Origin of the sequence: Carnobacterium sp. CS13, assembly GCF_016653495.1 — a bacterium.
GTDB lineage: Bacteria > Bacillota > Bacilli > Lactobacillales > Carnobacteriaceae > Carnobacterium_A > Carnobacterium_A antarcticum.
Genome location: NZ_CP067364.1, coordinates 280,277 through 303,565, shown reverse-complemented (window position 1 = coordinate 303,565; position 23,289 = coordinate 280,277). Strand labels below are relative to the sequence as shown.

16 protein-coding genes, 9 tRNA genes, 4 rRNA genes and 1 riboswitch are annotated in these 23,289 nt (G+C 41.8%); of the genes, 3 read left to right on the top strand and 26 right to left on the bottom strand.

What is annotated here, in order from left to right; all coding sequences use genetic code 11:
• Positions 1 to 90: 90 nt before the first annotated feature.
• From glmM to JHE06_RS01455, 6 genes are all read right to left on the bottom strand, one after another.
• On the bottom strand, positions 91 to 1,446 hold the full coding sequence (glmM, locus tag JHE06_RS01480; RefSeq protein ID WP_201089122.1) for a phosphoglucosamine mutase: 1,356 nt from the start codon (positions 1,444 to 1,446) through the stop codon (positions 91 to 93).
• A 53-nt stretch (positions 1,447 to 1,499) separates the two neighbouring features.
• Positions 1,500 to 2,693 (bottom strand): CdaR family protein, encoded by a 1,194-nt coding sequence (locus JHE06_RS01475; protein WP_201089120.1) that lies wholly within the window; start codon positions 2,691 to 2,693, stop codon positions 1,500 to 1,502.
• 3 nt (positions 2,694 to 2,696) lie between these two features.
• Positions 2,697 to 3,530: a diadenylate cyclase CdaA gene (gene cdaA / locus JHE06_RS01470; RefSeq protein ID WP_058919803.1), complete on the bottom strand. Its 834-nt coding sequence runs from the start codon at positions 3,528 to 3,530 to the stop codon at positions 2,697 to 2,699.
• 160 nt (positions 3,531 to 3,690) lie between these two features.
• A tRNA-Lys gene (locus tag JHE06_RS01465) sits at positions 3,691 to 3,763 on the bottom strand.
• A 20-nt stretch (positions 3,764 to 3,783) separates the two neighbouring features.
• A 5S ribosomal RNA gene (gene rrf, locus JHE06_RS01460) occupies positions 3,784 to 3,899 on the bottom strand.
• Between the two features lie 61 nt (positions 3,900 to 3,960).
• Positions 3,961 to 4,044 (bottom strand) — tRNA-Tyr (locus tag JHE06_RS01455).
• 318 nt (positions 4,045 to 4,362) lie between these two features.
• Between JHE06_RS01455 and JHE06_RS01450 the strand changes: the two genes are divergently transcribed.
• Both JHE06_RS01450 and JHE06_RS01445 read left to right on the top strand, forming a co-directional pair.
• A complete protein-coding gene (locus JHE06_RS01450) occupies positions 4,363 to 5,835 on the top strand; it encodes a YfcC family protein (protein WP_201089898.1) in 1,473 nt (490 codons plus the stop codon).
• 45 nt (positions 5,836 to 5,880) lie between these two features.
• Positions 5,881 to 7,218, top strand: coding sequence for a M20 family metallopeptidase (locus tag JHE06_RS01445; RefSeq protein ID WP_201089118.1), 1,338 nt, complete (start codon positions 5,881 to 5,883; stop codon positions 7,216 to 7,218).
• A gap of 69 nt (positions 7,219 to 7,287) precedes the next feature.
• Here JHE06_RS01445 and JHE06_RS01440 read toward each other — a convergent pair.
• From JHE06_RS01440 to JHE06_RS01380, 13 genes are all read right to left on the bottom strand, one after another.
• A tRNA-Gln gene (locus JHE06_RS01440) sits at positions 7,288 to 7,359 on the bottom strand.
• 4 nt (positions 7,360 to 7,363) lie between these two features.
• Positions 7,364 to 7,447, bottom strand: a tRNA-Tyr gene (locus JHE06_RS01435).
• 42 nt (positions 7,448 to 7,489) lie between these two features.
• Positions 7,490 to 7,562, bottom strand: a tRNA-Thr gene (locus tag JHE06_RS01430).
• Positions 7,563 to 7,597: 35 nt separating this feature from the next.
• Positions 7,598 to 7,669: transfer RNA gene (locus JHE06_RS01425), tRNA-Glu, on the bottom strand.
• A 200-nt stretch (positions 7,670 to 7,869) separates the two neighbouring features.
• Complete coding sequence (locus tag JHE06_RS01420; protein WP_058919801.1) at positions 7,870 to 8,148, bottom strand: GNAT family N-acetyltransferase; 279 nt, start codon at positions 8,146 to 8,148, stop codon at positions 7,870 to 7,872.
• Between the two features lie 105 nt (positions 8,149 to 8,253).
• On the bottom strand, positions 8,254 to 9,243 hold the full coding sequence (locus JHE06_RS01415; protein ID WP_201089116.1) for a zinc-dependent alcohol dehydrogenase family protein: 990 nt from the start codon (positions 9,241 to 9,243) through the stop codon (positions 8,254 to 8,256).
• 467 nt (positions 9,244 to 9,710) lie between these two features.
• A tRNA-Thr gene (locus JHE06_RS01410) sits at positions 9,711 to 9,783 on the bottom strand.
• Positions 9,784 to 9,815: 32 nt separating this feature from the next.
• A tRNA-Asn gene (locus tag JHE06_RS01405) sits at positions 9,816 to 9,888 on the bottom strand.
• Positions 9,889 to 9,900: 12 nt separating this feature from the next.
• A 5S ribosomal RNA gene (gene rrf, locus JHE06_RS01400) occupies positions 9,901 to 10,016 on the bottom strand.
• Between the two features lie 92 nt (positions 10,017 to 10,108).
• Positions 10,109 to 13,028 (bottom strand): 23S ribosomal RNA (locus JHE06_RS01395).
• Between the two features lie 152 nt (positions 13,029 to 13,180).
• Positions 13,181 to 13,253: transfer RNA gene (locus JHE06_RS01390), tRNA-Ala, on the bottom strand.
• Positions 13,254 to 13,343: 90 nt separating this feature from the next.
• Positions 13,344 to 14,905, bottom strand: a 16S ribosomal RNA gene (locus JHE06_RS01385).
• The 16S, 23S and 5S rRNA genes sit together here with 3 tRNA genes alongside, the layout of an rRNA operon.
• A 499-nt stretch (positions 14,906 to 15,404) precedes the next feature.
• A complete protein-coding gene (locus JHE06_RS01380; protein WP_058920308.1) occupies positions 15,405 to 16,130 on the bottom strand; it encodes an O-methyltransferase in 726 nt (241 codons plus the stop codon).
• A 231-nt stretch (positions 16,131 to 16,361) separates the two neighbouring features.
• Between JHE06_RS01380 and cbpA the strand changes: the two genes are divergently transcribed.
• Positions 16,362 to 17,000, top strand: a complete 639-nt coding sequence (cbpA, locus tag JHE06_RS01375; protein WP_058919799.1) for a cyclic di-AMP binding protein CbpA — start codon at positions 16,362 to 16,364, stop codon at positions 16,998 to 17,000.
• Positions 17,001 to 17,067: 67 nt separating this feature from the next.
• Here cbpA and JHE06_RS01370 read toward each other — a convergent pair whose 3' ends face one another.
• The 7 genes from JHE06_RS01370 to JHE06_RS01340 all read right to left on the bottom strand — a co-directional run bounded on the left by JHE06_RS01370 (position 17,068) and on the right by JHE06_RS01340 (position 23,211).
• Complete coding sequence (locus JHE06_RS01370) at positions 17,068 to 17,559, bottom strand: QueT transporter family protein (RefSeq protein ID WP_201089114.1); 492 nt, start codon at positions 17,557 to 17,559, stop codon at positions 17,068 to 17,070.
• Between the two features lie 6 nt (positions 17,560 to 17,565).
• A riboswitch (PreQ1 riboswitch) is annotated at positions 17,566 to 17,610 on the bottom strand.
• Between the two features lie 136 nt (positions 17,611 to 17,746).
• A complete protein-coding gene (locus JHE06_RS01365; protein WP_201089112.1) occupies positions 17,747 to 18,097 on the bottom strand; it encodes a type II toxin-antitoxin system PemK/MazF family toxin in 351 nt (116 codons plus the stop codon).
• Between the two features lie 26 nt (positions 18,098 to 18,123).
• Entirely contained in the window at positions 18,124 to 18,375 is a 252-nt protein-coding gene (locus tag JHE06_RS01360; protein WP_058919796.1) for a hypothetical protein, read from the bottom strand.
• Positions 18,376 to 18,541: 166 nt separating this feature from the next.
• Positions 18,542 to 19,660, bottom strand: a complete 1,119-nt coding sequence (gene alr, locus JHE06_RS01355) for an alanine racemase (RefSeq protein ID WP_201089110.1) — start codon at positions 19,658 to 19,660, stop codon at positions 18,542 to 18,544.
• Between the two features lie 30 nt (positions 19,661 to 19,690).
• Positions 19,691 to 20,044 carry a holo-ACP synthase gene (gene acpS / locus JHE06_RS01350; protein WP_201089108.1) on the bottom strand — a complete coding sequence of 118 codons (354 nt, stop codon included), beginning with the start codon at positions 20,042 to 20,044 and terminating at the stop codon, positions 19,691 to 19,693.
• A gap of 423 nt (positions 20,045 to 20,467) precedes the next feature.
• Positions 20,468 to 22,030: a DEAD/DEAH box helicase gene (locus JHE06_RS01345; RefSeq protein ID WP_058919793.1), complete on the bottom strand. Its 1,563-nt coding sequence runs from the start codon at positions 22,028 to 22,030 to the stop codon at positions 20,468 to 20,470.
• Positions 22,031 to 22,500: 470 nt separating this feature from the next.
• Complete coding sequence (locus JHE06_RS01340; RefSeq protein WP_231726731.1) at positions 22,501 to 23,211, bottom strand: Bax inhibitor-1/YccA family protein; 711 nt, start codon at positions 23,209 to 23,211, stop codon at positions 22,501 to 22,503.
• Positions 23,212 to 23,289: the final 78 nt, after the last annotated feature.

The window sequence follows — 23,289 nt, the reverse complement described above, 5'->3', positions numbered from 1 at the left end:
ACCAGATTTCTATCAAAGTGCTTGAAATAAAGGTCTCACCTGAAAAACAAAAAAGCAAATCTACATTTTTGTAGATTTGCTTTTTTGTTTTTAATCTAAACCAATTTCAGCTCTAACCACATCGGCAATGCGTTCAACATAAGAATCAACTTTTTCTTGTGTCGGAGCTTCAGCCATAACACGTAATAACGGCTCTGTTCCACTTGCACGAACTAAAATCCGGCCATCACCGTTCATTTCTTTTTCTACTTCATCGATAATCGCCTTGATAGCTGGAATATCCATTGCGCCATTTTTGTCGCTGACACGGATATTTACCAACCGTTGTGGATACGTTTGAACTTCTTCTGCTAATTCTGATAATTTTTTACCTGTTTGTTTCATTACATTTAATAATTGAATTCCTGATAACATTCCGTCACCAGTCGTATTGTAATCTAAAAAGATCATGTGACCCGATTGTTCGCCACCAAAGTTATATCCGTTTTTACGCATTTCTTCCATGACGTAACGGTCTCCTACTTGTGTTTCCAAAGCAGTCATTCCTGCTGCTTCCACAGCTTTATGGAACCCTAAATTGCTCATGACCGTTGAAACGATCGTATCTTTTTTCAAACGTCCTTTTTCCATTAAATACTTTCCACAAATGTACATGATTTTGTCGCCATCAACGATATTGCCTAATTCATCGACTGCAATAACACGGTCAGCATCTCCATCAAAAGCAAGACCTGCATCTGCTCCTTTTTCGATAACAAATTCAGCTAGTTTTTCAGGATGTGTCGAACCAACACCATCATTGATATTCAAGCCGTTCGGCGAAGCTCCCATCACATCAAACTCTGTTTCTAAATCTGCAAATAAACGGTTAAGCAATGGGCTTGTTGAGCCATTTGCTCCATCTAGACAAACTTGTAATCCGCTTAAATCATCCGGAATCGTTTGTTGTAAGAATTGAGTATATTTTAATGATCCTTCTGGATAATCATCAACCGTGCCTAAACCTTCTGCACTTGGACGAGCCAATGCATCTTCCTCTTGGTCTAACAAAGCTTCAATCTCCAACTCTGTTTCGTCTGATAATTTAAAGCCATCTGAACCAAAGAATTTGATGCCGTTGTCTTCTGCTGGATTATGGGAAGCTGAAATCATGACTCCCGCAGCAGCTCCTTGAATTCGTGTTAAATAAGCCACTCCTGGTGTTGAAATAACGCCTAATTTCATGACTTCGATTCCAACCGATAAAAGTCCGGCAATTAAAGCTGATTCTAACATTTCTCCGGAAATCCGTGTGTCTCTTCCGACCAATACGCGCGGGTGCAATTCTCCTGCTGAATGTTGGCACAATACGTAGCCGCCAAATCTTCCCAATTTAAACGCTAATTCTGGTGTTAGCTCTGAGTTTGCCACTCCTCTAACTCCATCTGTTCCAAAATATTTTCCCATTCTCATAATGCCCCTTTTCAAAGTTAAGAATCTTGTTTTGTTTAGAAAATCTTTTATTGTGTGCTTGAGTCTGAACTAGATTGACTAGCAGATGATTCGCTGCTTTCGCTTGATACATCTGGGTTAATGATTTTATCTTCTGAAGATGCACTCGACTCTAGTGAGGACTCATCTTCACTACTAGAAACTGCTTCTGAGCTGCTGGCAGATCCACTGGTTGAACTACTGCTGGTATCTTTTATTGTGCTGCTCGGCGTTTCCTCTTTTGGTGTCGAATCATCTTCTTTGACGACTGTTACCCTCACATTGACTTTTTCTGGTGTCACAGCTGAAGCACCTTCCACTAAAGCTAATTCCACTTCTTTAGTCGTTGTTTCAGTTATTCCTGTGACATCGACTTCTACAGGAAAACTGCTTAAATCATCTAATAATTCTTGTGACCCGGTTACACTTACCGTTGTATTTTTTTCGTTTTCTATGCCTAATTCATACGTATAATCATCTTCTGGTTCACCTGTTTGAATCAAAGAGACAGGCACTTCTTTGCTTTCAGCGGCTACTGGAATACTAACAGTGACTTCGCTTGGATTGATATTCACATCCAACTGATTGCCATCTGCATCACTGACACTTATCGGGACGGTTTGCTTGATATCTGACTTCGCACCTTTTGTGGCAGTAACGATTGCCTGCACAGAATGAACCTTATCGATCGTGGAAGCAGCTCCGGAAATTTCAACGGTATCATAATTTAAAGTAGGCTGCCCCGCTACATAACCTTTTGCCAAATCGGTTGCCTCAAATACGACGCCAACTTTAAACGTTTCAACGCGTTTTTCTTCAATTTTAATCGTTACTTCTGATGGTGTAACGGTATAATTCAAATCGGAGGAAAGCCCTTCCGGTATCAATCGAATCGTATGAGTACCTACGCCCAATTGATCTAAGTTTTGAGCTACTAGATCAAAACCTTTATTGGCTGTTGTTTGCGCCACGATATTGGTTGGACCAGTAATTTCGACTGAAGCTGTTTCAGGGAAACCGGAAACAAAGTATTGGTCTTGATCAATATCTACTACGATCGGCACATTTGTGATCGTCTTACTCGAGGTAATGCTAACGCCGCCTAGCGGATTAGTCGTTCGTAGTTTGCTAGTATTTTCGTAATTTACATAAGTAAATAACAAGACAGCGAATCCGAAAGCAACCAGTTTTGTAAACCATGGAGAGTTATAAATCTTTTCCATTTTTTACACTCCTTTCTTAAAACTGTCGATAAACTCTTGTAGCGGATTTTTTTTGACAGCTTCTTCTGGGAGAACCAATTCTTTACTTAAAAATTTCACGAAATCTTCGCGGGATAATTCTCTTAACAAGTCACCGCGGTGAGAGATGCTTACTCCACCTGTTTCTTCTGAAACGATAACCGTGATTGCATCCGTTACTTCACTTAATCCGATTGCTGCACGATGCCGTGTTCCTAAATCTTTCGGGATCAAGGAACTTTCGGATAGCGGTAAATATCCTGCCGCGGCTGCTATTTTATGGTTTTTAATGATGACAGCACCGTCATGCAAAGGGGTATTCGGAATAAAAATATTGATTAACAATTCTCCCGATATATCTGCGTCTAAGGCAATCCCGGTCGAAATATATTCTTCCAAACCTGTTTCCATTTGAATCGAAATCAATGCTCCGATTCTTCGTTTAGCCATGTACTGAACGGCCTGATCGATTTGTTGAATCATTTTTTTAGCCGGGTCTATTTTCCTTTGATTGTTTTTGAAAAACGATCCTCGTCCCAAATGTTCTAACCCTCTGCGCAATTCTGGCTGAAAAATAATGATGATCGCCAAAACACTCCATTGAATAACTAAATCCACGATCCAGTCTACTGTTTGCAATTGGAGAAAGAAACTTCCTATTTTGATCAACATGATGACCGCGATCCCTTTTAATAATTGGACAGCTTTTGTGCCTTTCAATATTTTTATCAGCTGGTAAATAAAAAAAGTTACCACCATAATATCGACTGCATTGATAAACGTTCGCCATGTAAATAAGTGTGACCAATCTATGGACATACGTGCACCTCCAATAACTTTTTAAATTGTCACTCGTTTTTTATTATACCATACTTACCCTAAATACTCGTTCATTGTATGAAGGAAAAAACCTGCTTTATTCTGCTGTTTTTTCGAATAATATAAAAAAAACTAGCAACGTTTCCGTCACTAGTCTTTATGAGTCATGCAGGATTCGAACCTGCGACCCTCTGATTAAAAGTCAGATGCTCTACCAACTGAGCTAATGACTCGAAGCTAAACAAGTTGCTAAGCATGGCAACGTCCTACTCTCACAAAGGGAATCCCTTCACTACCATCGGCGCTAAGAAACTTAACTGCTGTGTTCGGAATGGGAACAGGTGTATCCTTCTTGCCAACACCGCCACACTTTGGACGACTTGTTTAGTTATTTTAAATGCATTTACTAAAAATTAAATTAGTAAATTAATGGTGGAGGGGGGCAGATTCGAACTGCCGAACCCGAAGGAGCGGATTTACAGTCCGCCGCGTTTAGCCACTTCGCTACCCCTCCCAAAACATCCTTTTACATCTTATAACATATCATTCACTTTATCAAGTATAATTTGAAAGTTTTTTTGTTTCTAAGCCCTAGGAGTTGCTTCCAGTTCCTAAGCACTTTACACTTTTAGCATAGGCTGTTTTTTTAGTTAACATACACCTATTTGAGATTACGGTATGTCTCTTCGATTTAAATGCTGAAAACCCCAGTAAAAGCCCTTTTTTGATATACTATTATTGAAAACATCCATTTTTTAGAGATACTTTTTTGTCTGTCTTAAAGGAGGAGAATAGATTGGATACACAAACGCAAAAGAAAAAGAAGTTTTCTATGCCGTCGTCTTTTACTGTATTGTTCCTCATTATCGTTGCTATCGCTATTTTAACCTGGTTTATTCCAGCAGGTTCATATGACACTGATGATGCAGGAAATATTATTGCTGGAACTTATCATACTGTCGAATCCCATCCTCAGGGGATCTGGGAGGTTTTCATGTCTCCTGTAAAAGGGATGCTTGGAACCGACACGACACCTGGAGCAATTGAAGTTTCGTTGTTTATTATGGTTGTGGGCGGGTTCTTAGGAGTCGTAACCAAGACTGGAGCTTTAGATGCGGGAATCGCTTCTATCGTCAAAGCTTACAAAGGCAAAGAAAAAAAGCTGATTCCTGTATTGATGCTGATTTTCGCTATTGGAGGAACTACTTTCGGTATGGGAGAAGAAACATTAGCTTTCTATCCCTTAATACTGCCAGTGATGGTCGGTGTCGGTTTTGATACTTTGGTTGCTGTGGCTATTGTATTAGTTGGTTCGCAAATAGGTGTTTTAGCTTCTACGGTCAACCCTTTTGCTACTGGAGTTGCGTCACAAGCACTAGGCATCAGTCCGGGAGAAGGTATTATTTGGCGCCTCATTTTATTTATTGTCTTGTATGCCGCTTCCACTTTTTATGTTTACCGTTACGCTGTCAAAGTAGAAAAAGATCCTGATGCATCATTTGTAGCAGAACAAAAAGAAAAAAATATTGATCATTTTAAAATTCACGAATCGCAAAAAGAGCTAGATGTACGACAAAAAAATGTCATGATTCTGTTTGCATTAACTTTTTTCATTATGATCCTTGGTTTGGTTCCTTGGACCTCTTTAAATCAAAACTGGACTTTTTTTGAACGGTTCAATTCTTTCTTGGTTGATATTCCAGTTGTCGGGTCGTTGCTCGGGGCAGGTATGGTGCCCTTAGGAGAATGGTATTTCCAAGAAATTACTATGTTGTTTTTCTTGATGGCTGTAATCATTGGTTTACTGTATCGTCTACCTGAAGGAGAAATCGTCGACGCTTTTATGGATGGCGCAAAAGATCTATTAAGCGTTGCATTAGTGGTAGCTATCGCTCGTGGTATCCAAGTAGTCATGAACGACGGAATGATCACCGCTACTGTTTTACATTGGGGAGAAGAAGGATTGAGTGGTTTGTCTCCTGTATTTTTTACTATTCTAACGTATATTTTCTATATTCCTATGTCATTCTTGATTCCTTCTACTTCTGGGTTAGCCGCTGCAACCATGGGAATCATGGGCCCTTTGGGAGGCTTCTCAGGTGTACCGCAGCATCTGGTCATTACGGCGTATCAATCCGCTAGCGGTATCATTAATTTGATCACACCTACTTCTGGCGTAGTGATGGGAGCTTTAGCTATCGCCCGAATCGATCTTAGCACCTGGTGGAAATTTATGGCAAAATTAATCGCACTAGTTTTTATTCTTACCTGTGTCATTTTAGGCATTGCGGCAGTCTTTTCCTAAGTCATTTTCATTGTAAATGTACGTAAAAAAGAAAGAGGTCATCCTATGAAAACATTTATCCAAGAACACCATCAACAAGCTTGTCTTGAAACAATCAAAACGCTTATTGCTTATCCTTCCTATTTGAGAGAAGAACCGAAAAACCCTACTCCGTTTGGCCAAGACATTCAAGCCGTTTTGGAAGAGACACTTTCTATCTGCAAAAATTTAGGTATGAAAACTTATCTTGATCCAGAAGGGTATTATGGATATGCAGATTATGGCGGCAGCAAAGAATCGCTAGCTATCCTGTGTCATTTGGATGTTGTGCCGCCGGGTGATTTAAATTTGTGGGCAACAGATCCTTTTGAAGGTGTCGTCAAGAACGGAGCGCTTTATGGCCGAGGCTCACAAGACGATAAAGGACCAGCAATGGCTGCTCTCTATGCCTTTAAAGCTGTCATTGATTCTGGGGCGAAATTCAACAAACGCATTCGCTTTATTTTTGGAACCGATGAAGAAACCCTTTGGAGATGCTTAGATCGCTATAATGAAATGGAAGAAAAATCAACCATGGGCTTTGCGCCAGATGCTGAATTTCCATTAACTTATGCTGAAAAAGGGCTCTTACAAGTGAAACTGCATGGCTCTGGAGATGATCGCTTATCTTTAGATTGCGGCGAAGCTTTAAATGTTGTCCCCGGTTCAGCCAACTACCAAGGTTTTTTGACCAATAACTTGATCAAAGAGCTTCAACTATTAGGCTTTGATTACACAATGAATCAAAACACCTTATCCGTTAAAGGAAAATCTGTGCATTCAAAAGATGCTCCAGAAGGTATTAATGCTATTGCCAGATTGGCAGCGGCTCTTGCTCCGCATACCAAGAATGAGGCCATAGCATTTATAAACGCTATGCTTAAAGAAGAGGCAAATGGACAGTCTCTTTTCGGTACGATCCAAGACGAGGATTCAGGAAAGCTGACGGTCAATTTAGCTACCTTAAAAATCGATCCAAAAGAAACAGTCATTGGATTAGACCTTCGCATTCCTGTTACTGCCGATAAGGAACATCTCGTTAATGTACTCACCAAAACAGCTAATAAATACGATTTAATTTATGAAGAATTTGATTACCTCTCTTCATTATATGTCCCTAAAGACAGCCGTTTAGTAACTACCTTGTTAGATGTGTATCGCGAAAAAACAGGTGATTTATCTGACCCGCTGGTTTCGGGAGGGGCAACTTTTGCTCGAACGATGGATAACTGTGTAGCTTTCGGTGCCGTCTTTCCAGATTCAGAAGTTACCTTTCATATGCCAAATGAAAAGATGGCTTTGGATGATATTTATCGTTCAATGGATATCTATGCAGAAGCTATTTATCGTTTAGCTTGTCAGTGAAAGCAAAAAAACGGATGATTCTCGCTGTTATTACACGAGAGTCATCCGTTTTTTTATTTGGTATTAAAACTGGGCTAGCTGGATTCGAACCAACGCATAAGGGAGTCAAAGTCCCTTGCCTTACCGCTTGGCTATAGCCCAATAATGGTGGAGGGGGGCAGATTCGAACTGCCGAACCCGAAGGAGCGGATTTACAGTCCGCCGCGTTTAGCCACTTCGCTACCCCTCCATATTAAAAATAATACTTTATTAAAACCTTTAAAAGAATTAATGCCGGCTAAAGGAGTTGAACCCTCGACCCTCTGATTACGATTCAGATGCTCTACCAACTGAGCTAAGCCGGCATAGGCCATTCAAGTAAACGTTTGTTGAAAAAAACTGACCCGTACGGGATTCGAACCCGTGATACCGCCGTGAAAGGGCGGTGTCTTAACCACTTGACCAACGGGCCTATAGGCTTTTCATTCTTAAGCACAAGATTGATTATATAAAGAATTTCATAAAATGTAAAGGGAGAACTGCCTTTTCATAGAATTTTTAATCATTTTTTCATTTTTATGCAGTATATTACATATTTCACCTTGCAGCTTACCTTCTTTTTTAAAGAAAAACTACTCTAATATGGTTAATTAGAGTAGTTTCTTAAGGCTGTTATTTCGCTTCTATATCTGCATATTTTTCTGGTTTTCTTTCAAACAAAGTTTTGGCATACGGACAAAGAGGCACGATTTTTTTATTTTCATTGCGCATTTCTTCAACTACACGATCAACCAATTGTGCTGCAATACCTTGTCCTCGTAAAGATGGATCTACAAACGTATGATCTAAAATAACTTTGTCTTCACCTGATGGCACATAAGTTACTTCAGCTAACATTTTTCCTTTTTCGTCATTTTTATAAAAACGATTTCCAGATTTTTCGAATTCCATTTTTTCACTTCCTTCGCCTGACTTATTAGTAGATTACCTTCTCATTATAACATTAATATCTTGCTAGCATTTAGTATATCAAATTATTTTAAAATTGAACAACCTTCAGATACGCAGCGCAATTTTCCCTACTTGTTGTCCCTTTTCCAAATAATCAAATGCTTTTTCATATTCATCCCATTCAAATATACTATCGACGACAGGGTGAATTTGATGTGTTTCAATGAAGTTTAACATTTCTTGATATTCTTCTGCGCTTCCCATCGTTGTGCCTTTTAACGTATATTGTCCATAGAAAAATTCTCTTAAATTAAATTCAATGGTGTCTCCTGTGGAAGAGCCGATCAGCACCATTGTACCACCTTGACGCAGTTGCTTCATCGATTGATGAAACGTAGCTGCTCCCACAGTTTCAATGACCACATCAACTTTTTCGTTATCCAATGCCTCATCCCAATTTGACTCGCTTTGAATACCTTTATCGGCTCCTAGTTTTTCTGCTTGCTTTAATTTTTCCGCCGAACGAGAAGTCACGTAAACCTTCGCACCAGCCGCTTTAGCAAATTGCAGCAAAAATGTCGCTACTCCGCCACCGATACCCGGAACTAAAACAGACGTCCCTTCTGTAACATTTCCTTTTGTAAATAAAGCTCGATAGGCTGTTAATGCAGATAACGATAATGTTCCAGCTTCTTCCCATGATAAAAATTCAGGCTTCAGCGCAATATTTTTAATAGGCAAAATGATTTCTTCAGCGAAGGTGCCATGGACAGGATTGCCAAGTATTTTAAAGTCAGCAGGAGCTGCATCTGTCGCTTCATGCCAGTTTAAGCCTGGATTGATTATTACTTCGTCTCCAACTTTAAACTGCTGTACATCTGCATTTATTTCGCTAATAACTCCTGTTCCGTCAGACCCAATGACTAAAGGAGCTGCTGACGCTTCATGTTGCGCAACTGTAAATAAATCGCGATGATTTAAGCCGACCATTTTCATCTTCACACGAACTTCATTTGATTGTAAAGAACGGCTTTCCCATTCTTCCAAATGCAAACCCGCCATCCCTTTTTGATTTTTATGAACTAATGCTTTCATTTGATCACCTCTCCTTAAGTTTAAACTAAGTATACCGTTAACTTGTTGAAGATACAAAATAACGCTACAGAAGCCCATAGAGGCTTGTCTTTTTGTCCAAGTCTTATAAGTTCAGAAGAGATAATCGTACAGATAAAAAGGTATTTCAAAGAATTCTAACTCATACTTCGTTAGCAAAAGTGTGGATTTAAACATTCTTACGATACTCAAAAAGGGTTTGCGTACCTTATGTACGGAGATTTAAGCTCCTTAAGGTACGTAAAAGAGGTTTGCATACCATATCAATAGAAGTTTAGTGCCCTTAAGGTACTCAAAAGGAGGTTGCATACCATATCGATAGAGATCTAACATCCTTACGGTACTCAAAAGGGATTTAGGTCATATACTTTTATATCATTAACGTATTGAAGACACAAAAAAAGCCACATCCCATTAAGAGATGTGACTTTTATTTAGTGTTTATTTTAAGCCACTTGCCGGAATCGAACCGGCGACCTCTTCCTTACCATGGAAGCGCTCTACCAGCTGAGCTAAAGCGGCAAGAATAGACATCGTTAAACAAAAAAAAAGAACTCCGCAAGCAGGATTCGAACCTGCGACATCATGATTAACAGTCATGCGCTCTACCAGCTGAGCTATTGCGGAATAATGATCAATGCGCGGCAGCGTCCTACTCTCACAAAGGGAAACCCTTCACTACCATCGGCGCTAAGAAGCTTAACTGCTGTGTTCGGCATGGGAACAGGTGTGACCTTCTTGCCGTCACCACCGCACATTGGTTCATCAAGAGAACGGTGTTCTCTCAAAACTGGATAGTGTTTTTCTCTTGCAACGCCGTGTCGAAACCAAGACACCGTTTAAAAAATTGGTTAAGTCCTCGACCGATTAGTATTGGTCCGCTCCATACATCGCTGTACTTCCACTTCCAACCTATCTACCTGATCATCTCTCAGGGGTCTTACTCACTTACGTGATGGGAAATCTCATCTTGAGGGGGGCTTCACGCTTAGATGCTTTCAGCGTTTATCCCGTCCACACATAGCTACCCAGCGATGCTCTTGGCAGAACAACTGGTACACCAGCGGTGTGTCCATCCCGGTCCTCTCGTACTAAGGACAGCTCCTCTCAAATTTCCTGCGCCCGCGACGGATAGGGACCGAACTGTCTCACGACGTTCTGAACCCAGCTCGCGTACCGCTTTAATGGGCGAACAGCCCAACCCTTGGGACCGACTACAGCCCCAGGATGCGATGAGCCGACATCGAGGTGCCAAACCTCCCCGTCGATGTGGACTCTTGGGGGAGATAAGCCTGTTATCCCCAGGGTAGCTTTTATCCGTTGAGCGATGGCCCTTCCATGCGGAACCACCGGATCACTAAGCCCGACTTTCGTCCCTGCTCGACTTGTAGGTCTCGCAGTCAAGCTCCCTTCTGCCTTTACACTCTACGAATGATTTCCAACCATTCTGAGGGAACCTTTGGGCGCCTCCGTTACTCTTTAGGAGGCGACCGCCCCAGTCAAACTGCCCGTCAGACACTGTCTCCCAGCCAGATCATGGCTGTGGGTTAGAGTGGTCATACAGCAAGGGTAGTATCCCACCAACGCCTCCACCAAGACTAGCGTCCTGGTTTCATCGGCTCCTACCTATCCTGTACAAGCTGTACAAACACTCAATATCAAACTGCAGTAAAGCTCCATGGGGTCTTTCCGTCCTGTCGCGGGTAACCTGCATCTTCACAGGTACTATAATTTCACCGAGTCTCTCGTTGAGACAGTGCCCAAATCATTACGCCTTTCGTGCGGGTCGGAACTTACCCGACAAGGAATTTCGCTACCTTAGGACCGTTATAGTTACGGCCGCCGTTTACTGGGGCTTCAATTCTGAGCTTCGCTCGAGAGCTAACCCATCCTCTTAACCTTCCAGCACCGGGCAGGCGTCAGCCCCTATACGTCATCTTTCGATTTAGCAGAGACCTGTGTTTTTGATAAACAGTTGCTTGGGCCTATTCACTGCGGCTGACCAAATGGTCAGCACCCCTTCTCCCGAAGTTACGGGGTCATTTTGCCGAGTTCCTTAACGAGAGTTCACTCGCACACCTTAGGATTCTCTCCTCGACTACCTGTGTCGGTTTGCGGTACGGGCCGTTTGTTTCTCACTAGAAGCTTTTCTTGACAGTGTGACATCAGGAACTTCGGTACTTAATTTCCCTCCCCATCACAACTTGTCCTTAGAGAAGCAAGCATTTGACTCGCTTCAAGACTTGTTGCTTGGACGCACATATCCAACAGTGCGTATTCCTTAGCCTACTGTGTCCCTCCATTGCTCAAACAAAACAAACGGGTACAGGAATCTCAACCTGTTATCCATCGTCTACGCCTATCGGCCTCGACTTAGGTCCCGACTAACCCTGGGAGGACGAGCCTTCCCCAGGAAACCTTAGTCATTCGGTGGACGGGATTCTCACCCGTCTTTCGCTACTCATACCGGCATTCTCACTTCTAAGCGCTCCACCAGTCCTCACGGTCTAGCTTCGACGCCCTTAGAACGCTCTCCTACCATAGAACCTAAGTTCTATCCACAGCTTCGGTGTTATGTTTAGCCCCGGTAAATTTTCGGCGCAGGGTCACTCGACTAGTGAGCTATTACGCACTCTTTAAATGATGGCTGCTTCTGAGCCAACATCCTAGTTGTCTAAGCAACCCCACATCCTTTTCCACTTAACATAAACTTTGGGACCTTAGCTGGTGGTCTGGGCTGTTTCCCTCTCGACTACGGATCTTATCACTCGTAGTCTGACTCCCGGATATAAATCAATGGCATTCGGAGTTTATCTGAATTCGGTAACCCGAGAAGGGCCCCTAGTCCAAACAGTTGCTCTACCTCCATGATTCTTATTCCGAGGCTAGCCCTAAAGCTATTTCGGAGAGAACCAGCTATCTCCAAGTTCGATTGGAATTTCTCCGCTACCCACACCTCATCCCCGCATTTTTCAACATACGTGGGTTCGGTCCTCCAGTGCGTATTACCGCACCTTCAACCTGGACATGGGTAGATCACTTGGTTTCGGGTCTACGACCACATACTCATTCGCCCTATTCAGACTCGCTTTCGCTACGGCTCCGTCTCATCGACTTAACCTCGCATGGGATCGTAACTCGCCGGTTCATTCTACAAAAGGCACGCTATCACCCATTAACGGGCTCTAACTACTTGTAAGCACACGGTTTCAGGTGCTGTTTCACTCCCCTTCCGGGGTTCTTTTCACCTTTCCCTCACGGTACTGGTTCACTATCGGTCACTAGGGAGTATTTAGCCTTGGGAGATGGTCCTCCCGGATTCCGACGGAATTTCTCGTGTTCCGCCGTACTCAGGATACTGATCAGAGTGAACGGGGTTTCAGTTACGGGGCTTTTACCCTCTTTGGCGGACCTTTCCAGGTCGCTTCTCTTACACCGTTCATTTATGACTCTATGTGTTCAGTCCTACAACCCCAGAAAGCAAGCTTTCTGGTTTGGGCTTTTCCCGTTTCGCTCGCCGCTACTCAGGGAATCGAATTTTCTTTCTCTTCCTGCAGGTACTTAGATGTTTCAGTTCTCTGCGTCTACCTCTACGGACCTATGTATTCAGTCAGCAGTAACACCCTATCAAAGGTGCTGGGTTTCCCCATTCGGAAATCTCTGGATCACAGCTTACTTACAGCTCCCCAAAGCATATCGGCGTTAGTCCCGTCCTTCATCGGCTCCTAGTGCCAAGGCATCCACCGTGCGCCCTTATTAACTTAACCTATGGTCGTTGTTAATAGCGATCCAACATCAATTGATGCGAATCGTAAAAAATAAAACGCGGTTTTTACTTGGTTTCTTACTTTGTTACAATTGTTAAACACTATCCAGTTTTCAAAGAACAACATTTTTGATTTTGCGAATTGCTTCGCAATGGAGCCTAGCGGGATCGAACCGCTGACCTCCTGCGTGCAAGGCAGGCGCTCTCCCAGCTGAGCTAAGGCCCCAATTAAGGTGTTAAAGTAAAAAAAGGCCATTGACCTCTCAAAACTGAACAAAGCTAAAACGAATGTGTGAGGTTCCGTAATATTCCTTAGAAAGGAGGTGATCCAGCCGCACCTTCCGATACGGCTACCTTGTTACGACTTCACCCCAATTATCTATCCCACCTTAGGCGGCTGGCTCCTTTGCAGGTTACCTCACCGACTTCGGGTGTTACAAACTCTCGTGGTGTGACGGGCGGTGTGTACAAGACCCGGGAACGTATTCACCGCGGCGTTCTGATCCGCGATTACTAGCGATTCCGGCTTCATGCAGGCGAGTTGCAGCCTGCAATCCGAACTGAGAATGGCTTTAAGAGATTAGCTTGACCTCGCGGTCTTGCGACTCGTTGTACCATCCATTGTAGCACGTGTGTAGCCCAGGTCATAAGGGGCATGATGATTTGACGTCATCCCCACCTTCCTCCGGTTTATCACCGGCAGTCTCACTAGAGTGCCCAACTGAATGCTGGCAACTAGTAATAAGGGTTGCGCTCGTTGCGGGACTTAACCCAACATCTCACGACACGAGCTGACGACAACCATGCACCACCTGTCACTTTGTCCCCGAAGGGAAAGCTCTATCTCTAGAGTGGTCAAAGGATGTCAAGACCTGGTAAGGTTCTTCGCGTTGCTTCGAATTAAACCACATGCTCCACCGCTTGTGCGGGTCCCCGTCAATTCCTTTGAGTTTCAGCCTTGCGGCCGTACTCCCCAGGCGGAGTGCTTAATGCGTTAGCTGCAGCACTGAGGGGCGGAAACCCCCCAACACTTAGCACTCATCGTTTACGGCGTGGACTACCAGGGTATCTAATCCTGTTTGCTCCCCACGCTTTCGAGCCTCAGCGTCAGTTACAGACCAGAGAGTCGCCTTCGCCACTGGTGTTCCTCCACATATCTACGCATTTCACCGCTACACGTGGAATTCCACTCTCCTCTTCTGCACTCAAGTTCCCCAGTTTCCAATGACCTTCCCCAGTTGAGCTGGGGGCTTTCACATCAGACTTAAAGAACCGCCTGCGCTCGCTTTACGCCCAATAAATCCGGACAACGCTTGCCACCTACGTATTACCGCGGCTGCTGGCACGTAGTTAGCCGTGGCTTTCTGGTTAGATACCGTCAGGGGATGAGCAGTTACTCTCATCCTTGTTCTTCTCTAACAACAGAGTTTTACGATCCGAAAACCTTCTTCACTCACGCGGCATTGCTCCGTCAGACTTTCGTCCATTGCGGAAGATTCCCTACTGCTGCCTCCCGTAGGAGTCTGGGCCGTGTCTCAGTCCCAGTGTGGCCGATCACCCTCTCAGGTCGGCTACGTATCATTGCCTTGGTGAGCCATTACCTCACCAACTAGCTAATACGCCGCGGGTCCATCCATAAGCGGTAGCCGAAGCCACCTTTCATCCAACGATCAGGAGATCACTGGAATTATGCGGTATTAGCAGCCGTTTCCGGCTGTTATCCCCCACTTATGGGCAGGTTACCCACGTGTTACTCACCCGTCCGCCACTCTTCTTCTCTGGTGGGTGCAAGCACCCGGTAGAAAAGAAGCGTTCGACTTGCATGTATTAGGCATGCCGCCAGCGTTCGTCCTGAGCCAGGATCAAACTCTCATAAAAGTTGGCTTTGTCCGTTAGGACTTCACCCTTTTAATGATGCTTGAAGCTCATTAATTGACTTGCTAGCGAAATTTCTTTCACTTTGTTTCTGTTGATTTAACCCTTGGTTAAACCACCTTACACATTTGGTTCGTTTTGCTTTGTTCAGTTTTCAAAGGTCATTTCCTTCTGTTTTGACAACTTCTAAATAATAACACTTCTTCAAAAGCTTGTCAACCGTTTATTGAATAATTATTTATTTTAATTGTATAAATATTCAAGTAACCGCTTCATTACTTTTAACGACTCAGTTATAATAACATATCTTTATTTAAACTGTCAACTGTTAAATGAACTTTTTTCAAAAACAGTTTTTTCCGTTCATCGCAATGCAGCAACGTGTTCTAATATATCAGGGATTTGACGATTCGTCAAGCTTTAATAATAGGCTTATTCTATTTATTTAACAGCAAGAGAACATTCCACCTTAAAACACCGATTGTTCTCTTGCTAAACCGTTTCACTCTTTTTCTAATAAATAAGAAAAATCGTATTCTTCTTTCTTTACGATCATTAATAATCCGTCACCTAAAGGAACAATGCTGGATTCCAATGCTGGATGCTTCATTACTACATCAAGAAACAAATTGAGTTTACGATGAATGGCTCTAGATCGTTTGGGTATGTCTTCTTTCGGCAACAAAATCGTTCCGCCTTGTAATACATCATCGACAACCAGCATTCCACCTACTTTTAACAGTCGCATACACTCAGGAAAGAAATCATAATATTTTGATTTCGCGCTGTCCATAAAAATAAAATCATACGGTCCTTTTAAATCTGGGAGAATATCTGCTGCTTGCCCTTCTAAAAGAGTCACTTTATCGGTCAATCCTAATGCTTCGTAGTTTTTTCGGGCTTTTTCAATCATTACATCGAAACGATCGATAGTTGTCACATGTCCTGATTCCCCTACATACTGAGCCATCAAACTAGACGAAAAGCCAATTGCAGCCCCTATCTCCAGGATTTGTTCCGGTTTTATTTGCCCTAGAAGCAAACTTAGAAAAACAACTGTTTCATGGGGAATGATCGGGACACCTTTTTCGTTAGCTTCTCGTTCAATTTCTCCTAACTTACCCGATAAAGGTTTTTGTTCTTTTCTCAAAAAATCTACTATCTCTCTTTTAACTACCGGACGGTCCATCATTTCATTTCTGGCTGTTTTAACTTCTTTATTCTCCATTTCAATCTCTTTTCCCTTCTCATTAACGAACTGCTCGTTCATATTCCTCTTTTAAACTTAAAAGCTCTTTCTATTATAGGACGCCATCTCTTTCCAGACAAGCGTTTGTTCTCGTTACAACTATTTGGTTTATATTTATCGCAGCATTCCTAAAAGCATTGTATCCATTATATTCGATGTGGTACTATCAAAGTATGAAAACTAATTCATCACTTAAAGGAGGATATCGTAATGTTGATTAAATCACTCTGTATTCCTAAAAAGAATCTGACTACTGTTAAAGAAAGTGCCACTCTGCAAGAAGCAATTGATATTCTTGAAAAATCAGGTTATCGTTGCATCCCAATCTTAGACGAAAGCGGCACGATTTTTAGAGGAAATATTTATAAAATGCATATTTACCGACACAAAGCTAATAACGGCGATATGAATTTACCGGTTACGACACTCTTGAAAAATGCCACAAAATTCATTTCTGTTGATTCTTCATTCTTCAAAGTATTTTTTACCATCAAAGAATTGCCTTACATTTCTGTTTTAGATGAAGAAAACCGTTTCTATGGTATTCTGACCCATAGCTCTCTTTTAAACATGTTGCAACAATCATGGAACGTAAATTCCGGCAGCTACGTTTTAACGATTGCTTCTTCTGGACAAAAAGGCGATTTAGCCAACATGACAAAAATCATTAACCGCTATTGTTCGATTTCAAGTTGCATCACCTTAGACGCTGAACGCGAAGAAATCGTCCGTCGTACGATGATGACTTTAGAAGCTGGTGTTACTAAAGAAACCGTCGATCATATTTGCGAACACTTAGACAGAAAAGGTTTCCGTGTTGTAGAGATCGAAGATTTAAAAAATAATTAACGGTATGCCGCCATTATCTCAAAAAAAGCTGAACGTTTAAAACGTTCAGCTTTTTCTATGCACTTGACTATCCTTCAATTCTTTCACTGAAATGAATTTTCGAATCAAGGTACTTCATAACAGGAGCTCCAATAGCCATAACGCTGATTTCCCCTATTCCTACAGTCAAATAACCAAACCAAAACGGTACGCCGAAAGCTAAATTTAATTCCCAAGCAATCAAAGCCGAAACAATTGTAAAGACTGCTGTGTTGATCGCCATTTTACCCCAAATATTGGAAACTTTGCGAATTAAACCACTGGCAATCAAAAGCGACAACAGCGAGTGCCCAACCCCAAAAACTAAATCGTAACCAACCATTGTCGAAAAAAACAAATTCGAAATAAACACTCCGCCGACAATCCCGATGATGTATTTACGATTAAAGACCACTAAATGGTTAAATATTTCGGCTACTCGAAATTGCAAAGCACCAAACGAAATCGGGGCCAAAATCCCTGTTACTGCTACATATAAAGCTGCCACGATTGCATTTGTGACGATATTTTTTGTTTTCATGTGTGAATCCTCCTAGTTTTTTTATGTGGGATGGTTGCGAACCACGTATTCAATAACTCAATTATCATACCACTTCAGAAAATGAAGTTCAATCGAATAACAGCAACCTTTGGCCTCTCCATTGTTTGCCGACAAAAAAACACCCGCAAGCAATTCCACGGATGTTTTTTCGTTTAATTAAATGGAGTTAAATCGTTTTTGAGAGACCGACACTAATTTCTAAAGCTGCATCGATCTTTTTCATCATATGCTGGTCTAATTGCGTTACTTTTTCTCTTAAGCGTTGTTTGTCAATGGTGCGTATTTGCTCCAACAAAACAACTGAGTCCTTTTCTAAATCAAAATTTGCCGCTGACACCTCTACATGGGTAGGCATCTTTGCCTTTTGGATTTTCGCTGTTATCGCAGCCACAATAACTGTTGGGCTGTAGTGGTTTCCTACATTGTTTTGAATAATCAAAACTGGACGCATGCCGCCTTGCTCCGATCCTACAACAGGCGATAAATCAGCGTAATAAATCTCTCCCCGTCTTACCATAGGTATTTCCTCCTTACAATACCTGGTCAGAAATGGGCGCTGGCCTCTTTTTCACAAACTTCAAATTCATTACAAATATCAAGGTTGATACGAGACATTTCCGCATATCCTTTACGCAAGGTATCATATATAGTTAAGTTTTGGTCTGAAAACTGATCTACCACTGCATTCGTTAAATTGTTTTTATTTATTTTTGATTGAATCTCATAGCGTTGACTATCTTCAGTAATATGACGGTTCAATTCTACCTTAAAGAACCGGCCTTTTTCGCTCCCCATGAACCATACCCCCAATGAATAATTCCCTCTTCTTTTATGAAGTAAATCGGTATTAATATATGGGTCAATGGTAACATGAAACACTCGACTTTGGAACCTTCTAAAGAGAGTTCTCATAAAAGTTGATTTTTCTGCCATAGTTTGTTCGAAGATAGCGAACAAATGATTAAATATACTTCCTTGGAATACGGGTGGTTAAACCACATGTAACTTCATAGTGAATGGTATGTAAATAATCCGCAATTTCCTGCATTGAAATAGTTTCGTTTTGACTTTGGCCGACTAAAACCACTTCTGTTTTTTCTGCAACTTCATAAGGCAAACGAATCATGCATTGATCCATACAAACTCGCCCAACTATTTCACATCGGTGCCCTTCAACCAATACGTCGTGCCCTTGTAAATCTCTACGCCAACCGTCACCATAACCAATCGGAATCGTCCCAATCCATTCTCCTTCATGTGCGCGATAAGTTGCGCCGTAACCAATCGTTTCACCTTCTTGCATTTGCTTGATGTGACTAATTTCGCTGCTGATTCTCATAACAGGTTTCAAAGGGTAAGGTTCTGGCAACAGACTTCCAGATGGGTTTAAACCATACATCGCGATACCGAAGCGAATCAGGTTCGAGGAGCATCCTTTATGCCATAATGCTGTCGCACTATTAGCGGTGTGTACGAAAGGTGGTTTTTGATGCAGGTTGCTGATTAAAACGTTGAATTTTTCCATTTGCTGATTGAAATGCGATTCATCTCTACTATCTGCTTTAGCAAAATGGGTAAAGATGCCTTCAAAATAGAGGCTTTCATTTGCTTCAAACCATTTTTCGACAGCTTGAACTTCATCGGCAGTCTTAAATCCGATTCGTCCCATTCCAGTATCTAAAGCAACATGTACAGCTAGCTTTTCCGTTCCGTTACTCTTCTTCAAAATAGCTTGAGCTTGATCAAGCCATTTGATACTGCTTACAGCAACGCTAAGTTTATTCGAAGCCATCAATTCCGTGTAAGCTACGTCCACCAACCCCAATATTAAAATAGGTTCAGTAAAACCAGCTTCCCTTAATTCTAATGCTTCATCTAAAATAGCGACACAAAATCCTGTTGCTCCAGCTTCTCTTGCTGCCTTTGCAACTTCAACGGCTCCATGTCCGTAGCCGTCTGCTTTAACCACTGCATATAAAGCAGTGCCTTTATCCATCCACTGAATCTCCTGTTGAATATTGGAAATAATGGCCTGTGTATCAATATAAGCAATGGTTTTTCGGTGTATTCCTACGACCACTTCTAAACAACTCCCTCCTTCAGAATCTTTTTAGTTTGTTTCTAAGATTACTTGGGCAGCAGCAATCGCATCTGTATGCGTGATTGAAAGAAATACATTCCCATCGAACGGACTTTTCGTCACAATGGGTTTGCCTTTTGCATTTGGCAGTATTTCCAGATCATGAAAACCTAACTTGCCGATGCCCGTTCCATAAGCTTTTGAGAATGCTTCTTTCGCAGCATAACGTCCTGCTAAGAACTCAACTTGACGGGTCCCTTTTAATTTTTCGAAAATCTCTCTCTCAGCTGAAGTCAATACTCGTGCAGCAAATGTCGCTCTTTTTAAAAAGGCATGTTCGATACGCTGAATTTCAGTTATATCTAAACCTATCCCTACAATCATCTTGAATCCCTCTTTTTATGTAACGTATTTAAACTTGTTGAACTCCACTATGTATAATGTAACGATTGTATCTTAATCAGATACATGAGCTTATATTAGCAGATTATGAGATACTTGTCACTTAATAATACCCATCTTGTCCCTAGTATTTTTTACTGCATTTAGTTTAAGATAATAAAAAAGGGAGTGAGACAAAAAGCGTTTAGACCCGAATCTTCTACTTCGCATACCGTATCCCTAAGCAGCTAAAGCTGCAAGGGCTAAGGGAACTGGAACGAATAAGCGCAGTATGGTCACAGACCATCGAGCATTATTCGTGAAGTGGACGTCGGGTCTGCTTTTTGGAACACGTTCTAGAATAAATATTCGGATATGCAAAAGAGGTTGGGACAAAAGTCCCAACCTCTTTTATCTTTTTTCGGTTTAGTCTTTGCTACGGATAGTAAAGTTACGTTCTCCGCCGCCTTGACGACGATCAGAAGAAGGTTTACTACGACGGCTATCGCCACCGGTTCCGCGTTTTTTGTCAGCATTGTAGCTTCCGCCACCACGACGTTCAGCTGGTTTGCCACTGCTGTTGCGGTTACCGCCACGGTATCCGCCGCTCTTGCCTTTAGCAGGTCCACGTGATGAAGAACCGCTGCGACCTTTAGCTCCGCCACCACGACCAGGTAATGGGCGTTCAGGGGTGATTTTAACTGGAACTTCGCTTGGGTCTTTAGAAACACTCTTCAAGAAAGCTGCAGCTAAATCTTCAGCTGTATACGTTTCTAACAATTGAGCAGCTGCTTTAGCGTAACGGTCTAATCCATTAGCGTCAACAATTTTGCCAACGGCATCGATTGTTGCTTGGATTTGTCCTTCAAAAGCTTCCGCATTTGTCGGTGGACGTAGAGCAGTCATTTTTTTCTTCGTCAAGTCTTCAATCACACGCAAGTAACCCATTTCGTTTGGTGTAATGAATGTTACAGAAACTCCTTCGTTCCCTGCACGGCCAGTACGGCCAATACGGTGAACGTAGCTTTCTGGATCTTGAGGAATATCATAGTTGTAAACGTGAGTCACACCTGAAATATCTAATCCACGTGCTGCTACGTCTGTTGCTACTAAGATATCTAGTTTACCTGATTTAAATGCTTTCAAGACACTCATACGTTTTTGTTGAGAAAGGTCACCATGGATTCCTTCAGCACGGTAGCCGCGCATTTCTAATCCTTTAGCTAATTCATCAACACGACGTTTAGTACGACCAAAGACGATCGTCAATTCTGGAGCTTGAACATCTAATAGACGTGTCATGATGTCGAATTTTTCGAAGTCTTTACAACGAACGAAGAATTGTTCGATCAAGCTGTCAGACATTGAAGTAGCTTTGATACTAACGTGTTCAGGGTCTTTCATGAAACGTACACCAATCCGTTTGATTTGGCTTGGCATAGTTGCTGAGAACAACAACGTTTGACGTTCTGCTGGAACTTCATGAATGATTGTTTCGATATCATCAATGAATCCCATATTCAGCATTTCATCTGCTTCATCTAATACTAGTGTTTCTACATGGTTTAATTTCAATGTTTTACGTTTGATATGGTCCAATAGACGACCTGGAGTTCCAACAACAATATGCGGTTGGTCTTTCAAAGCACGAATCTGACGGCTAATATCTGCTCCACCGTAAACTACTTGAACGCGAATTTTTTTATCGCGGCTCAAACGGAATAGTTCTTCTTGTGTTTGGATTGCTAATTCACGTGTTGGTGCAATAACTAATCCTTGAACTGCACGGTTGGTAACATCAATTTTTTGTAACATCGGCAAACCGAATGCTGCTGTTTTACCTGTACCTGTTTGTGCCTGCCCGATAACATCTTTGCCTGCTAATGCCAATGGAATAGTTTGTTCTTGAATCGGAGTTGCTTCCTCAAATCCTAAACGTTCCACTGATTGTAGCAATTCTGGTATTAATCCTAATTCTGAAAATTTCAATATATTTCCTCCCAATTTTAGAAAACCTTAAAGAGAGATTTTTGCGAAATACAGGTACCATCATTGCTTCACATCAGATGCACCTGTTGCTTGTCACTCCATATAAAAACCTAGTGCCCATTCATAATGAATGTTTCACCTGATTTCTCATTTCATATCAAAAGCTTGGATTATTTCCCAAGCTCCTCTGCTTATCTATTTTCACAAAACCCTCATTGGTTTTATCTTTTAATTAAATCTTTCGTTTAATCTAAACAATCTTACCACGTCTATACAGGTTTATCAAACAAATTGCTTATTAGATTTGATGAACACGTTTCCTTTTCTAAATATCGTTCCGATGCGGTTTCCGGTTGCGCTTTCTCGTCCTTCGCCCTCATCACCTTCACAGAATAGACGTCTCAAAAGCAAAAAGCCTCCATTCTAATTTAATTAGAGTGAAGGCTTTTTCTAGTTATTTTAAACAGCTCTTAGCTTCGTCTGTCTCCAAAAATACGCAACAAGCTGATGAAAATGTTAATGAAATCTAAATACAAGTTAAGTGCTCCAGTGATAGCCACCGCACCTAACGGTTGTTGTCCGCCAAAACGGATATAGATTTGTTTTAATTTATGAGTGTCGTAAGCTGTGAAACCAATAAAGATAAAGACTGTAATGATCGACAAGACAAAATCAGCAGGACCGCTGTGCAAGAACAAGCCATTCACAACCATAGCGATGATCAGACCGATCAAAGCTCCTCTTAATTGCCCTCCGAACGACGACATATCGCGCTTTGTAAAAAAGCCAACTAGGCTCATTCCAGCAAATGTACCCGCAGTCATTAAGAATGCTGATCCAATACTGCCTAATTCGTAGATTAAAAAAATACTGGCCAGAGTAACGCCATTCAATAATGCAAAGGCTATGAAGCCGACCAAAGATGCACCGGCTGATTTCAACTTCGCACCATTAGACGCCAATTTCATGACTAAAAACAATTCGGCTATAAATAAACCGATCATTCCAAACGGACTGCCGTAAACTAAATTGAGCATAAACGTACTTTGAGCAGTATAGAAGGCCGTGATTCCTGAAATAGCTAACCCTAAAGTCATATAGCCATAAACGGAAGCGAAAAATTTGGCCATCGTATCTTCATTGACATGATCATTGGTTACATCTCTTCGTTGAACGTTCAAATTTGTTTTCCTCCTTCGACTGAATTATTAACACTAGTATAGCAAATTTTCTTATTCGCTAACTCCGTCTTAAGTCGG

Bases quoted from the DNA above. Each gene is read 5' to 3' on its own strand.
- glmM (WP_201089122.1), bottom strand. From the start codon at position 1,446: ATGGGAAAATATTTTGGAACAGATGGAGTTAGAGGAGTGGCAAACTCA.
- JHE06_RS01475 (WP_201089120.1), bottom strand. From the start codon at position 2,693: ATGGAAAAGATTTATAACTCTCCATGGTTTACAAAACTGGTTGCTTTC.
- cdaA (WP_058919803.1), bottom strand. From the start codon at position 3,530: ATGTCCATAGATTGGTCACACTTATTTACATGGCGAACGTTTATCAAT.
- JHE06_RS01450 (WP_201089898.1), top strand. From the start codon at position 4,363: ATGCCGTCGTCTTTTACTGTATTGTTCCTCATTATCGTTGCTATCGCT.
- JHE06_RS01445 (WP_201089118.1), top strand. From the start codon at position 5,881: ATGAAAACATTTATCCAAGAACACCATCAACAAGCTTGTCTTGAAACA.
- JHE06_RS01420 (WP_058919801.1), bottom strand. From the start codon at position 8,148: ATGGAATTCGAAAAATCTGGAAATCGTTTTTATAAAAATGACGAAAAA.
- JHE06_RS01415 (WP_201089116.1), bottom strand. From the start codon at position 9,243: ATGAAAGCATTAGTTCATAAAAATCAAAAAGGGATGGCGGGTTTGCAT.
- JHE06_RS01380 (WP_058920308.1), bottom strand. From the start codon at position 16,130: ATGGAGAATAAAGAAGTTAAAACAGCCAGAAATGAAATGATGGACCGT.
- cbpA (WP_058919799.1), top strand. From the start codon at position 16,362: ATGTTGATTAAATCACTCTGTATTCCTAAAAAGAATCTGACTACTGTT.
- JHE06_RS01370 (WP_201089114.1), bottom strand. From the start codon at position 17,559: ATGAAAACAAAAAATATCGTCACAAATGCAATCGTGGCAGCTTTATAT.
- JHE06_RS01365 (WP_201089112.1), bottom strand. From the start codon at position 18,097: ATGGTAAGACGGGGAGAGATTTATTACGCTGATTTATCGCCTGTTGTA.
- JHE06_RS01360 (WP_058919796.1), bottom strand. From the start codon at position 18,375: ATGGGGAGCGAAAAAGGCCGGTTCTTTAAGGTAGAATTGAACCGTCAT.
- acpS (WP_201089108.1), bottom strand. From the start codon at position 20,044: ATGATTGTAGGGATAGGTTTAGATATAACTGAAATTCAGCGTATCGAA.